The organism is Bradyrhizobium sp. Pha-3 (assembly GCF_042258615.1).
In the GTDB taxonomy this organism is placed as follows: Bacteria; Pseudomonadota; Alphaproteobacteria; order Rhizobiales; family Xanthobacteraceae; genus Bradyrhizobium.
Window position 1 is genome coordinate 6,496,911 of sequence record NZ_CP170152.1, and the last position, 12,873, is coordinate 6,509,783.

Genomic DNA, 12,873 nt, shown 5'->3' on the forward strand with positions numbered 1-12,873 from the left:
GAAAATCGTCTAATGGCTATACCGTTCTTCAAGGAAATGCGTATCGGCGGTTATCTGATCAAGCAGAAGCTGCTTGGCCGCAAACGCTATCCGCTCGTGCTGATGCTGGAACCCTTGTTCCGTTGCAACCTCGCCTGCGTCGGCTGCGGCAAGATCGATTATCCCGACGCGATCCTCAACCGCCGCATGACCGCGCAGGAATGCTGGGACGCCGCCGATGAATGCGGCGCGCCGATGGTGGCTATCCCGGGCGGCGAGCCGCTGATCCACAAGGAGATCGGCGAGATCGTGCGCGGCCTCGTGGCGCGCAAGAAGTTCGTCTCGCTGTGCACCAATGCGCTGCTGCTCGAGAAGAAGCTCGATCTGTTCGAGCCGTCGCCCTATTTGTTCTTCTCGGTGCATCTCGACGGCCTGAAGGACCATCACGACAAGGCGGTGTCGCAGAAGGGCGTGTTCGATCGCGCCGTCTCCGCGATCAAGGCGGCCAAGGCGCGCGGCTTCACGGTCAACGTCAACGCCACCATCTTCGACGGCCACCCGGCCGAGGAGATCGCAAAATTCCTCGACTTCACGACCGAGCTCGGCGTCGGCGTCTCGATGTCGCCGGGTTACGCCTATGAGCGCGCGCCCGACCAGGAGCACTTCCTGAACCGCACCAAGACCAAGAAGCTGTTCCGCGACGTCTTTGCGCTCGGCAAGGGCAAGAAGTGGAACTTCATGCATTCCGGCCTGTTCCTCGACTTCCTCGCCGGCAACCAGGAATACGAGTGCACGCCCTGGGGCATGCCGGCGCGCAACATCTTCGGCTGGCAGAAGCCCTGCTATCTGCTCGGTGAAGGCTACGCCAAGACCTTCAAGGAGCTGATGGACACCACCGATTGGGAGACCTACGGCACGGGCAAGTACGAGAAGTGCGCCGACTGTATGGCCCATTGCGGTTACGAGCCGACCGCGGCGACCGCTGCGATCAACAATCCGCTGAAGGCGATGTGGGTCGCGCTGCGCGGCATCAAGACCACTGGCCCGATGGCGCCGGAGATCGACATGTCCAAGCAGCGTCCGGCGCAGTACATCTTCGCCGAGCAGGTCCAGAAGAAGCTCTCGGAGATCCGCCGCGACGAGGCGGCGGCCGGCGCTGCCAAGCAGCAAGCGAAGGCTTCCACCGCCGCCTGATGTGAGCGGAGAGCAGAAAGTTGAAGGGCCCCGGTTCAGCGAAGCGGGGCCCTTTTTTCTTCGATCAGGATGCCGCCTGCTCTTGCCGGGTTCGCAGCAGCAGCTGTTCGATCTCTGCGGCGCGCGGAGCGCTGAGTGTGCCACGCTCGATCCCGAGCGGGACGTTGCGCAGGGCCAGTTCGCGATACAACGCGCCCGAGGCGGGAAAGCGCTCGTCCAGGGCCCGCAGATGCTTGACGATCGTACCAACGTCGCCGCGCGCCACGCAGCCACCCATGCCGTTGGCGAGGCCGCCGTCGAGAACGGCCGCGACCGTCCCCCGCAGCAGCGGCATCATGGCGCGCAGCGCATCAGCCTCGCTGGCGCCGAAACTCTTCCAGAGCTCGACGCCCTCCTTGAGCAGCGCGATCAGGAACGGGCCGACATAGTAGGCCGAGGCATGATAGATCGCCCGCACGCCGGCCGGCAGCGCCAGCGGTTCGCACCCGATGCTGGTGGCGAGCCGCTCGAGGTCGTGCCGGAAGCCGCCTTCAGCCTCAATGCCGACGGTGCATCCGCGCAGCCCCTCAAGCGCGACGTCGGGATCTGCAAACATCTGCATTGGATGAAATCCGCCGGTTGCGGCGCCCGCGGACCGCGCTTGATCGAGCGCCGCCAGTTCGGTCGCGCCGCTGCAATGGACCACGCGGTGACGCGGCTCCCAGCGCAGACCGCGGCAGACCGGCAGGATCGCGTCGTCGCTCACCGTGAGGAAAACCATGTCGCAGCTGTCCACGACCTGTTGCGCGTCGGTCATCGGCCGTGCCGACGGGATGCGGGATCCGAGACGCTGCGCGGCATCGAGGCCGCGGTTGTAAAAGGCCGCGACGTTCAGATCCGCGCGGGCGAACGCCGGCGCGAGCGTCTGCGCCACGCGGCCCGCGCCGATGAAGCCGATCCGCAACGCCGCCGGCGACGTGCTCATTGTGCGTAGCTCCCGTCGATGCGATCGAGCCTGCGCCGCAGCGCCGGCCATTCCAGCAGGCCGTAACCGGCTTGCAGATTTTGCGCCGCTTCGTTCAGCACCGGATTGGTGTCGCGCTCATTGTCCAGCGTGATCTCGGTGCCGGCAAAGCAGGTCACCGTATTGCCGATCGCCAGCTCGGTCGGCGCATGCAGCGGCCGGCCGCAGCCGAGTGCATCGACCTGGATCCGGCAGGCCTGCTCCAGCCAGTAGATCGCATTGAACGCCTGCGGAATCGTGTTGCCACAGACCAGCAGGCCGTGATTGCGCAAGACCAGCACGTTGTTGCGACCGAGATCGGCGACGACCCGGTCGCATTCGTCGCGATCGATCGCCGGTCCCTCGAAGTCGTGATAGCCGATCCGCCCGTGAAACCGCATTGCCGTCTGCGACAGCGGAAGCAGCCCTTCGGCAAGCGTGCTGACCGCGGTCCCTGCCCGGGTGTGGGTATGCAGAACGCATTTCACGTCGGGCCGCGCGCGATGGATCGGGGCATGCAGATAGAAGCCGGCCACGTTGACGTTGTAGCCGTGGTCAGGCTGCAGCAAGGTCCGGCCCTCGATGTCGATCTTGACGAGGCTCGACGCCGTGATCTCCTCGTAGAGCATGCCGTACGGATTGATCAGATACCGATCGTCATGCCCCGGGACCTGCGCGCTGATGTGGTTGTAGATCAGGTCGGTCATTCCATAGAGCGCGACCAGGCGGTAGCACGCCGCGAGATCGACCCGCATCGCCCACTCCTCTTCTCCGACGATCGCCCTGACATCGTTGACGGCACAGACTTCGGTCTGACGCATATGACTGGACCCTAGTGACCGATGACGGAGGCGCGTTCGACGATCTTGCCAAGGCCTTCCGACGACGGAAGCGCGCCGAACACATGCATCCCGTCCGCGCCAAGCCTGGATTGCACGAAGAGATCGGCCGCGGTGGCATCGCCGTGCCGCAACATCTCGGCCGCCTGCAACGCATGTGCCATGCGGGTGACCAGCGCCCTCGCATGCCCGTCGTCCGGATATCGTGCCAGCAAGCGATCCGCGAGGTCGTCCGTGCACCGGTCATAGACCGCATTGCGGCCCCTGCTCGCACGCAGTTCGTCGACGAACGCGTCCCGGCAATTTGCATCCCGCTGCATGGCCCGCAGCACGTCCTTGCACATCATGTTGGAGGTGCCTTCCCAGATCGAGTTCAGCGGCGCCTCGCGATAGAGCCGCGCCATCGCATTCTCCATGATGAAGCCGTTGCCGCCATGCACCTGCAGGCACTCGTAGGTGAAAGCCGGCGCACGCTGGCAATTCCAGAACTTCACCACGGGGGTCGCGACCCGCGCCAGCAGCCGCTCGTGCTCGCTCGTCTGCAGGCCGTCGGTCGCACGCGCGACGCGAAATGCGCCCAGCATCGCCGCCTCGCTCTCGAGTGCGAGATCGGCAAGCACGTTGCGCTGCATCGGGAGCTCGGCCATCGGTTTGCCGAACGCGGTTCGCGTTTGCGCGTGGTTCAGTGCCAGGCTCAACGCCTGCCGCATCAGACCGGCGGAGCCAACCGCAAAATCCAGCCGCGTCAAATGCGCATGCGAAAGGATCTCCGCGATGCCGCGGCCTTCCTCACCGACCAGGATCGACCACGTATCGTGATACTCGATCTCGCTCGACGCGTTCGAGCGGTTGCCGCACTTGTCCTTCAAGCGCTGAATGTGGATGCGGTTGGCGCTGCCGTCCGGCAGCAGGCGCGGCACGAACAGGCAACTGACGCCGGATTGGGTGCGCGCCAGCGTGTAGAAGCCGTCGGCGACCGGCACCGAGAAAAACCATTTGTGGCCGGTGATCGCATAGATCTCGCCATGCACGCCGCGCTCGACGAAGCGTGCGGTGGTCTGGGTTTCACGCAGATCGGAGCCGCCCTGCTTCTCGGTCATCGCATAGCCGATCACCGCCGCGCGCTTGGCCTCGATCGGAAGCCGGCGCGGATCGTAATCCGCCGCCAGCGTTCGCTCCCGCCACAGACTGAATTGCGGCTTGCCGGCAAACCCGGCGATCGCGGCGTAAGCCATCCCGGTCGGGCAACCGACCCCGTTCTCGATCTGATTCCAGAGATAGCTCAGCGCCGCGCGCGCCAAATGGCCATGTGGCTCGCGCGTCGACCAGGCCAGGCTATGGACCTCGCTCTGGAACGCCAGCGCCATCAATTGATGCCACGCCGGATGAAATTCGACCCAATCATTGCGGTTGCCATACCGGTCGTGGGTCAAGAGCTTCGGTTCGTGCTCGTTGGCAAGCCGCGCAGCCTCCTGCACAGCTTCGCTGCCGGCATGGGCTCCGAGCGCGGAAAGCTTGTCTCTTGCCCACGGCACGGTCTTTGCGATCACGGCGCTCAACGCGCGGTCGTCATCGAACGCGTTGAAGCCTGTGGCCGGCCGCGCCTGATTGCGGACTTCATGCGTCGCAAATGGACTGGCTTTCGCTTCCGCGACGGCAACCGGCTGGACACGCGCATTCATGCGAGGGCTCCCGATACGAGTGTCAATTCAGGCGCGGGATGGCGAAACAGCATGCGCGCGGAAAGCCCCGCGATCGTCTGAGCGATCGCCTTTGCCGCGTCGGAGTCCGGGGCTGCTTCGGGCGCCAGCGGACCAACCAGCGCCTCCATGAAAGCGCCGGCCACGCAGGATGCCGCGACATTCGCATCGATCTCGACGAACTCGCCGCTCGCAATGCCGCGCCGGACCAGCCTTGCGATCTGGTCGGCCAGGGCCGCCCGGTATTTCAGGCGCGCTGCGTCGATCTCGGGCTCACAGGGTTCGGCGATCAACGCATAGGCCAGACGGCGGCCGCGCATCGCCCGGACCGAGAAGGTGTAGATCGCGTCCACCAGACACTGGGACGCGGATCCCTCCGCCTCGACGATCGCGGCGACAACGGCCACCTCGCGCTCGGAAACCAGGGCGAGCACCTGCGCGTACAGGTCCGCCTTCGAGTCGAAGTAGCGATACACGCTGCCCGTGGCCACGCCGGCCCGTGAGGCGATCAGGGCGATCTGGGCGTCCTTCCACCCACTCAACGCCACCGCCTCGCGGGCGGCATCCAGAATGCGGGCCTTGGTCTCGACGAGCTGGTTGAGGCGAACCGCGGCGATTGCCATAATGAACCTTAATTCATGAATACAGGATCACAATTCATATTCGATTGGATTGCGGTATCTGTCAAGCATCCACGGGGCAGCCCAAGGTCGCAGGACGGCGCACACCCCCGCGGACGCGCGGCCGGGTTTGCAGGACCAATGATCGTCGGAGACTTGCAGTGCTTCGCACAGGCAGGAACAGGGCTTCGAGGTCACCCGCCCCCAAGCCGGCAAATGCGCGCCCGGCAAATCGCCCGCTGATATACGGAACCCGGACCGGTGTGGCCTCGAGCCAAACCATCAGGCACCAAAGCAAAAGGCCCGATCGCGATGCGATCGGGCCTTTATTTTTGAATTTTTGAGCTTGATTGTTTTGAGCCTGGTGCGGCGAGCAACGCCGTCCCGGCCCGGGACAGTTGGATCAGGCCGCCTTCGCCACCAGGACGTCTTCCACCGGCATCAGCACGTCGTTGCCGAGCAGAAAGCTGCGACAGCTGCGCAGCGAGCGCAACGCGCGGTTGAAATCGATTCCGGTCGACACCAGCGCCCGCAGCGTCCGCGGGTTGCGCACGATGCCGCGCAGCACCTTGCGCAGGTCGATGTCGCCGTTCGGCTTCACCGCGGATTTCGCAAGCTCGGGCAGCGCCCGGTGCGCGGGATCGCTGATCACGCGCAGCGCGGCGAACGGAACGCCCGCCTTGGCGGCATAGGCTGCCGCGATATGGCTTTCCATGTCGACTGCGGCTGCGCCCGTCATCGAGCGCAGCGCGGCCTTGCAGGCCTTCGCCGCGATCACCTCTTCGACGCCGGCAAGCCCGCCGCGGACGATTCTGCGGCGCTTCAGCGCGGCGCTGGCGATCATCTCTTCGTTCAGGGCGGATGCTGCCAGGAAACGGGTATCGCCGGACATCACTTCCGTCGCAACCACGACGTCGCCCGACTTCAGCGACGGATCGAGTCCGCCTGCCACGCCGAACGAAATCACGCCACGGAAGGTCGTCGGATCCAGCGTCGCCAGCAATTCACGCAGCTGCTGCGGATCGCTCGAGCTGCAAATCACGATCATGCCGGGACCCGCTGCGATACGGGCCTCCTGCACCAATCCAGTCACGATCAATACCGGCCGAGGATCAATTCTACTGCCCACGGTCTCGGCGGCCCCCGCCTCAACAATCACATCCCGACCCCTACCACCCTGCTATTGGTGCTTCTCAAATTCCGATACCGCGCCAGCGCCCAGAGCGGAAAGAACTTCGAGTAGCCATGATATCGCAAGTAAAATACCCGCGGAAACCCCGTAGCTGTGTATCGCTGCTCGTCCCACAGCCCTTTTTCCGTCTGTGTTGCCTTTAGGTACTCCACCCCCCGCGCAACGGCGGGATTTTCGACCTCTCCGGCCGCCATTAATCCAAGCAAAGCCCATGCCGTCTGCGAGGAGGTCGACGGCGCAACTTCATAACCCTTGTAATCCAGCCGGTAGCTGACGGCGTCCTCGCCCCAGCCGCCGTCCTGATTCTGGACCGACGCCAGCCAATCGACCGCTTTCCGAATCATCGGGTCGTTGCGATCGACCCCTGCGACATTTAGCGCACAGAGCACCGACCAGGTCCCGTAGACGTAATTCAGGCCCCAGCGGCCGTACCAGGAGCCCTCGGCCAGCTGGGTGCGGCGCAGATAGGCAATACCGTCGGCCATCGCCTTGTTGCTCTCGGCGGTCTCGCCGAGCTGGCCCAGCATCGAGATGCAGCGCGCCGTGACATCCTCGGTCGGCGGATCGAGCAATGCGCCGTGATCGGAGAACGGGATGTTGTTGAGGTAATATTCGAGGTTATTGACGTCGAACGCTGCCCAACCGCCGTCACGGCTCTGCAGCCCCTCGATCCACTCGCGGCCGCGCGCGATCGCCTCGTCATATTCCTCGGTTCCGCTATGGCGCCGCACGCGGTCCATCGCCATCACGACCACAGCGGTGTCGTCGAGATCGGGATAGTGATCGTTGTTGTACTGGAACGCCCAGCCGCCGGGGCGGACACCCGGCGCCTTGACCGCCCAGTCGCCCTTCAGCTCCAGCACCTGGCGCGGCTTCAGCCAGTCGAGCCCCTGCTTGGCCTTGGCGAGCGTATCCTCGCCGCCCGCTTCCTGCAGCGCATGACAGGTCAGCGCGGTGTCCCACACCGGCGAGACGCAGGGCTGGCAATAGGCCTCGTGCTCGCCGACCACCAGCAGCTTGTCGATGCCGCGGCGGGTGATGGCGCGCGGCGGGAAATTCTCGTCCTTGCCGAGCGCCTCATACATCATGACGATGTTGGCCATCGGCGGATAGATCGCACCCATGCCGTCTTCGCCGTTCAACCGCTCTTCGGTGAAGGCGAGCGCGGCGTCGATCGCGCGCTGGCGCAGGCGCTTCGGAAACATCGGCTCGATCACGCGCAGCACGGCGTCGAGCGAGCGGAACAGATAGAACCAGCTCGCGCTCTGATGCGGCGCCTTCGGCGCCATGCGGACCGATTTCGGATCCTCCAGGAACAATTCGTCGATGCCGACGCCCTTCGGATTCTTGGCACGCGGCTTCAGCGCGGCGAGCACCATCAGCGGCACCATGGTGGTGCGCGCCCAGTAGGAGATCTTGTTGATGTGGAACGGCGACCACATCGGCAGCAGCGTGATCTCGATCGGCAGCACCGGCGTCGCGCGCCAGGTCACGACACCATAGAGCGCAAGCAGGAAGCGCGTGAACACGTTGCTGCCCGAAGCCCCGCCGCGCGAACGGATCGCCTCGCGCGCCCGCACCATGTGCGGCGCGTCGACGGAATCGCCGATCATCTTCAGCGCGAAGTACGACTTCACGCTGGCGCTCATGTCGAACGGGCCATCATGCACCAGCGGCCAGCCGCCATGCGCGCCCTGGACGCGGCGCAGATAGTTGCCGAGCTTGGCCTCCAGCGCGGCGTCGACGGGCTCGGCCAGATAGTGACGCAGCAGGATGTACTCGGCCGGAATGGTGCTGTCGGCCTCGAGCTCGAACACCCAATGCCCGTCGGACTGGCGGTAGCCGAGCAGCGCTTCGGTTGCCTTGGAGATGCTCTTCTCCAGCGCGACCGGATCAACTGCGACGCCGTGATCTCTCGAAAGCATTTCGCTCGATGTCCTCTTCAATGCGGGCCGGCTGATCGAAAGCCGCGGCCCGCTTAACAGGTCGAATTTAACGCCTGGCCAGAACCAGATCTGCGGCGCGATCACCCGATCGCACCGACCCCTCGATGGTTGCCGGCAACCCGGTAGCAGTCCAGTCGCCGGCAAGGAACAGGTTTTTTTGCGCCGTGGCGGGCCCCGGACGCAGGGCGTTCTGTTCCGGTGTCGCCTCAAATGTGGCGCGGCGCTCGCGCACGATCTGCCACGGCGGCAAGTCGCCGGAAACGCCGGATGCCTTGCAGATATCCCGCCAGATCGCCTGCGCGAGCTCCTCGCGCGGCATGTCGACCAGGTGGTCGCCGTTGCTGATCGTCACCGACAGCCGCTGCGGGAACGCGAACAGCCACTCCACGAGGCCACCGACCACGCCGAGGATGGGCGCGGCGTCGCGCGGCGGATCGACGCGGAAATGCGCATTCACGATGGCGCGGAATTTGGTCGGGGTTTTCAGGCCGGGCAGCAGAGATGCCGCGGCGCGCGGCGGCACCGCAAGCACGACGGCATCGTCGGCCGCCAGCGTGATCTTGTCACCGCCGCCGAAGTCGAGCTCACTGATGCGATCACCCGACATGCCAAGCGTACGCAATTCGTGACTGAACTGGACGCTGTGGCCCCGCTCCTGCAGCAACTTCACGGCCGGCTCGATCAGCACCGAGCTCAGGCCATCACGCGCGATCAGCGGACGGCAGGCCTGACCGCCGGCCAGCAACGTCTCGCGCACGATGGCGCCGGCAAGCCCGGCCGAGCCCTCCGGTGGATCGACGTTCAATGCGGCGAGCAGCAGCGGCTGCACCAGGCGGTCATACAGCGTGCCCTTACAGGGAATGGTGTTGCCGACCAGCGCATCGGTGCCGGCCCAGGTCAGCGGCGCCAATGCGAGATAATCGCGCAGGGTGGTGTCCGGGACGCGGCGCGCCTCGTCGAACACCCATAGCGGCAGGCGGGAATCGCCGAGGTCGAGCTGCCAGCGCTGGCCGGAGGCAAGATCGACGAACGGAAACTGCGCGCGCGCCGGTCCCACGAGGCCGGCCTCGGTGCCGATCGAACGCGCGTAGCTCAGCGCGTGGCGATTGCCCGACAGCATCAGGTGGTTGCCATTGTCGATCGTGAGATTGGTGGCGGCGTCGAAATAGGAGCGGCAGCGGCCGCCGGCCTGCTGCGTCGCTTCGTGGACGGCAACCTTGTAGCCGCCATTGGCGAGCCGCACGGCCGCGGAGAGGCCGGAGATACCGGCACCGATGATATGAACGGTCTTTTGCATCAGATGATCGCGTAACGAAGAAGAATGCCAATCTTGGCGGCCTTGGACACACGCACCGGCTCACGCGGAGCGGCGAAGCCGCGCGCGATCAGGAGATCGAGGATCGCGCGGTAGTATTTCGACATGATCCGCGGCGCGCGCACGGCGCGGCGCGAATTGCGCTTCATGATCTCGTCGGACTTCTGGAAGTGCATCTTGGCGCGCTCGGCAAGCGGCGCGCAGACTTTTGGCAGCGCACGATCGGCGGTGACGCGGGCCGGGTCGTTGTTGGTGATGCCGGCGTGCCAGAGCCATTCGCGCGGCAGATAGAGCCGGCCGAGACCGGCATCCTCGTCGATGTCGCGCAGAATGTTGGTAAGCTGCAGCGCGCGGCCGAGATGGTAGGCGAGCTGGATGCCGTCTTCCTCGGGCAGGCCGAACACGCGCACCGACAGCCGGCCGACCGCGCTCGCGACGCGATCGCAATACAGGTCGAGCGTCGCAAGATCGGGCGCGCGGATGTCCTGCGGCACGTCCATCTCCATGCCGTCGACGATCGCGACGAAATCCTCGCGCTTCAGGCCGAAGGCCTTCACCGACGCGACATAGTCCTTCAGCCGCTCCGACGGATGCCCCGCATAGAGCGCATCGATATCGTCGCGCCACTGCTGCAAGGCGGCAAGGCGCTCCGGCCGCGGACCATCGGAATCGGCAATGTCGTCGACCTGCCGGCAGAAGCTGTAGATCTGGAACATCGCCTCGCGCTGCGCGTGCGGCAGGATGCGCATCGCGGCATAGAACGAGCTGCCCGACGCGGTGCTTCCGTAATTTGCGTTGGCCGCCGCCTCAGCACTCATGCCCCTGCCGCCGTCTTGGAGATCGCACGCCGTCCGATCGCCCGCCGCGCAGTCTCGCCGGCGACGCCGCCGAGGCTCTGCAACAGCAATTCGACCGGGCTCAGATGCACGCGCTCGCTGAGCGGATCGCGCACCTTCAGCAGGTTGACGATCTTGTCGGCGAACGCCTGGATCACCGAGATCTCGAGCCCGAGCCGGAAATCCTTCACTTCGGCGGCGAGCGACTTGCTCTGGTCGAGCAGCGCCGCGGTGCGCACCGCGAGCGCCTGCAGGCACTTGAGCAGGGCCGGCTGCGACTTGGCCTCGCCGAGCATCTCGGCGGTCGCACCCGCGGCGGCCAGCGCATCGCGCGGCAGGTAGACGCGGTTCAGGTTCCGGTAGTCCTTGCCGCAGTCCTGCAGATGATTGTTGATCTGAAGGCCGGCGCAAAGCGCGTCCGACGCCGCCCAGGTCGAAATATCCTCGCCATGCACGTCGAGCATGAACCGCCCGACCGGCATCGCCGAGTAACGGCAATAGTCGATCACATCGTCCCAGTTTTCGTAGCGCAGCTTGGTGACGTCGAGGCGGAAGGCCACGAGCACGTCGAGCGCATGCCGCGGCGGCATGCCGCGCTCGGCAAAGGCGCGACGCAGGCTGACCGCTTCCTTCTGGCTGTCGCCATTGCCGAGCAGCTCGGCCTCCATGAGGTCGAGATAGCGCAGCTTCTCCTCGGCCGGCAGCGTGGCGTGATCGGCGATATCGTCGGCGGTGCGGACGAAATTATAGAAGGCCAGGATCAGGGCACGATGCCGCGGATGAATGATCCACGACGCGACCGGAAAATTCTCGTCGCGGTGGGTCTTTCCGGATCGCAGGTCGCTCGCGGTGGTCATGGGAAATTTGGGCTACACTGGTCATGGCACGACGCAGGCGCGAACGGTCGGGCGCATGCGGGGGATTTGCGAGCCCCATATAGGGGAATACGCCACCAAAACCAATGCTATCTGTGACCGCCAGCATATGTGACCGCGGCCGGCATGGCTGCCAGCCACGGCATTGATAGCGGTCCCTTGAGACCTGAACTCGGTCTTATTGGCCGTGGGTCTTCAGCACCTGGTCGCAGGCGGCGCTGATCTTGCTGCGGTTCTGCTGCAGGCAGGCGAGAATGGTGAAATCGCCCTGATCGATGACGGCGCGGCAATGACGCTGCACGTCGCGCGTGCAGGCCTTCTGCTCATCGGCCGTACCGCGCCCTTGCTGCTGGGCGAAGGCGCTGGACGCGAGCGGGATCGACAACAGGGCAACAGCCAGGAGAAATTTACGCATCGTATTCCTTCATTTCCGACAGCAGAAAATCTGTTCCCGAAACGCGTTTCGGCATGGCCGGGACGGATTTTGGGGATTGCAGACGCCACGTAACGCGGCAACGAATTGACGACAAGCACTGCTAAATGCGGCTAAATTTGCGGCGCTGTAAACCCCCGTCTAAGCTATTGATTTGCAAGAACGATTCATGCCATCACTTTGTCGCGCTTGGGTATTGCGGATCACACTCGCGCAAAGCTACATGCCATCAAGAGGCCAACGGTTTCTGATTCTGTTCGATAACAACAGGGCTCGCGCGCGCCGCTTCTGTCGTTTGAACCTAACATTCTTGGGTGACACTAAACCTTCGATGCGGCGAGACGCTTTCTTGCGTACGAGGCGTTGATTTTGATGGGAAAATTCACAATGAAACTGTTTGGTTCCAGCCCTTATGGTCAGGCTCTCAGAGCTGCGGGCGTCGGCGCAGCACTGATGCTGTCTGCCTCGGCGGTCCATGCCCAGGCCAGCGGTCCGTTTGCCGGTTTTGCCGGCTCGTGGACCGGAACGGGCACGGTGGCGTTGTCCAACGGCACGACCGAACGGATTCGTTGCAAGGCGGATTACAAGGTCGCCCCGTCGGGCATGAGCCTGAAGCAGTCGCTGCATTGCGCGAGCGACAGCTACAAGTTCGACCTCTCGAGCGACGTCACCAGCCAGGGCGACCGGATCTCCGGCAACTGGAGCGAGGCAAGCCGCAACATCTTCGGCAATTTGCAGGGCACCGCAGGCGGCGGCCGGATCGACGTGTTCGTCGAGGCCTCCGGCTTTGCCGCGAACCTGAACCTGCAGACCAACGGCTCCAAGCAGGTGGTGCAGATCGACTCCAAGGGCGAGATCCGCGGCGTTACGATCACGATGACGAAGACCTGACGCTTCCGACCGATTTCGCTAGCCAACAAAAAGGCCCGGTTCCGATCACTCGGAACCGGGCCTTTTGTTTT

12 protein-coding genes are annotated in these 12,873 nt (G+C 64.6%); 2 read left to right on the plus strand and 10 right to left on the minus strand.

Features of this window, described 5'->3' with window-relative positions; genetic code table 11:
- Positions 1-12: 12 nt before the first annotated feature.
- Complete coding sequence (gene hpnH, locus ACE10Z_RS30695) at positions 13-1,173, plus strand: adenosyl-hopene transferase HpnH (RefSeq protein WP_375784106.1); 1,161 nt, start codon at positions 13-15, stop codon at positions 1,171-1,173.
- Positions 1,174-1,237: 64 nt separating this feature from the next.
- On the opposite strand, the gene ACE10Z_RS30700 is transcribed toward hpnH, so the two are convergent.
- From ACE10Z_RS30700 to ACE10Z_RS30745, 10 genes are all read right to left on the minus strand, one after another.
- Entirely contained in the window at positions 1,238-2,137 is a 900-nt protein-coding gene (locus ACE10Z_RS30700) for a Rossmann-like and DUF2520 domain-containing protein (RefSeq protein WP_375784107.1), read from the minus strand.
- Positions 2,134-2,976, minus strand: coding sequence for a class II aldolase/adducin family protein (locus tag ACE10Z_RS30705; RefSeq protein WP_375784108.1), 843 nt, complete (start codon positions 2,974-2,976; stop codon positions 2,134-2,136). Before ACE10Z_RS30705 ends, ACE10Z_RS30700 begins: the two co-directional genes overlap by 4 nt.
- 11 nt (positions 2,977-2,987) lie before the next feature.
- Positions 2,988-4,676 carry an acyl-CoA dehydrogenase family protein gene (locus ACE10Z_RS30710; RefSeq protein WP_375784109.1) on the minus strand — a complete coding sequence of 563 codons (1,689 nt, stop codon included), beginning with the start codon at positions 4,674-4,676 and terminating at the stop codon, positions 2,988-2,990.
- Positions 4,673-5,317 carry a TetR/AcrR family transcriptional regulator gene (locus ACE10Z_RS30715; RefSeq protein WP_375784110.1) on the minus strand — a complete coding sequence of 215 codons (645 nt, stop codon included), beginning with the start codon at positions 5,315-5,317 and terminating at the stop codon, positions 4,673-4,675. The genes ACE10Z_RS30710 and ACE10Z_RS30715 overlap by 4 nt, the downstream gene beginning before the upstream one ends.
- 400 nt (positions 5,318-5,717) lie before the next feature.
- Positions 5,718-6,473: a phosphorylase gene (locus ACE10Z_RS30720; RefSeq protein ID WP_375784111.1), complete on the minus strand. Its 756-nt coding sequence runs from the start codon at positions 6,471-6,473 to the stop codon at positions 5,718-5,720.
- Positions 6,470-8,431 (minus strand): squalene--hopene cyclase, encoded by a 1,962-nt coding sequence (shc, locus tag ACE10Z_RS30725; RefSeq protein WP_375784112.1) that lies wholly within the window; start codon positions 8,429-8,431, stop codon positions 6,470-6,472. Before shc ends, ACE10Z_RS30720 begins: the two co-directional genes overlap by 4 nt.
- Positions 8,432-8,498: 67 nt before the next feature.
- The gene (hpnE, locus tag ACE10Z_RS30730; protein ID WP_375784113.1) at positions 8,499-9,749 is read right to left on the minus strand and encodes a hydroxysqualene dehydroxylase HpnE; all 1,251 of its coding nucleotides are present in this window, start codon (positions 9,747-9,749) and stop codon (positions 8,499-8,501) included.
- Positions 9,749-10,585: a presqualene diphosphate synthase HpnD gene (gene hpnD, locus ACE10Z_RS30735; RefSeq protein ID WP_375784114.1), complete on the minus strand. Its 837-nt coding sequence runs from the start codon at positions 10,583-10,585 to the stop codon at positions 9,749-9,751. The genes hpnE and hpnD overlap by 1 nt, the downstream gene beginning before the upstream one ends.
- Positions 10,582-11,460, minus strand: a complete 879-nt coding sequence (gene hpnC, locus ACE10Z_RS30740) for a squalene synthase HpnC (protein ID WP_375784115.1) — start codon at positions 11,458-11,460, stop codon at positions 10,582-10,584. Before hpnC ends, hpnD begins: the two co-directional genes overlap by 4 nt.
- Before the next feature lie 196 nt (positions 11,461-11,656).
- Positions 11,657-11,893, minus strand: a complete 237-nt coding sequence (locus ACE10Z_RS30745) for a hypothetical protein (RefSeq protein ID WP_375784116.1) — start codon at positions 11,891-11,893, stop codon at positions 11,657-11,659.
- A 405-nt stretch (positions 11,894-12,298) separates the two neighbouring features.
- On the opposite strand from ACE10Z_RS30745, the gene ACE10Z_RS30750 reads away from it, so the two are divergent.
- Entirely contained in the window at positions 12,299-12,802 is a 504-nt protein-coding gene (locus ACE10Z_RS30750) for a hypothetical protein (RefSeq protein WP_375784117.1), read from the plus strand.
- Positions 12,803-12,873: the final 71 nt, after the last annotated feature.

What these genes read in the sequence shown, in the direction of transcription:
- hpnH (WP_375784106.1), top strand. Translation starts at nt 13, where the DNA reads ATGGCTATACCGTTCTTCAAGGAAATGCGTATCGGCGGTTATCTGATC.
- ACE10Z_RS30700 (WP_375784107.1), bottom strand. Translation starts at nt 2,137, where the DNA reads ATGAGCACGTCGCCGGCGGCGTTGCGGATCGGCTTCATCGGCGCGGGC.
- ACE10Z_RS30705 (WP_375784108.1), bottom strand. Translation starts at nt 2,976, where the DNA reads ATGCGTCAGACCGAAGTCTGTGCCGTCAACGATGTCAGGGCGATCGTC.
- ACE10Z_RS30710 (WP_375784109.1), bottom strand. Translation starts at nt 4,676, where the DNA reads ATGAATGCGCGTGTCCAGCCGGTTGCCGTCGCGGAAGCGAAAGCCAGT.
- ACE10Z_RS30715 (WP_375784110.1), bottom strand. Translation starts at nt 5,317, where the DNA reads ATGGCAATCGCCGCGGTTCGCCTCAACCAGCTCGTCGAGACCAAGGCC.
- shc (WP_375784112.1), bottom strand. Translation starts at nt 8,431, where the DNA reads ATGCTTTCGAGAGATCACGGCGTCGCAGTTGATCCGGTCGCGCTGGAG.
- hpnE (WP_375784113.1), bottom strand. Translation starts at nt 9,749, where the DNA reads ATGCAAAAGACCGTTCATATCATCGGTGCCGGTATCTCCGGCCTCTCC.
- hpnD (WP_375784114.1), bottom strand. Translation starts at nt 10,585, where the DNA reads ATGAGTGCTGAGGCGGCGGCCAACGCAAATTACGGAAGCACCGCGTCG.
- hpnC (WP_375784115.1), bottom strand. Translation starts at nt 11,460, where the DNA reads ATGACCACCGCGAGCGACCTGCGATCCGGAAAGACCCACCGCGACGAG.
- ACE10Z_RS30745 (WP_375784116.1), bottom strand. Translation starts at nt 11,893, where the DNA reads ATGCGTAAATTTCTCCTGGCTGTTGCCCTGTTGTCGATCCCGCTCGCG.
- ACE10Z_RS30750 (WP_375784117.1), top strand. Translation starts at nt 12,299, where the DNA reads ATGAAACTGTTTGGTTCCAGCCCTTATGGTCAGGCTCTCAGAGCTGCG.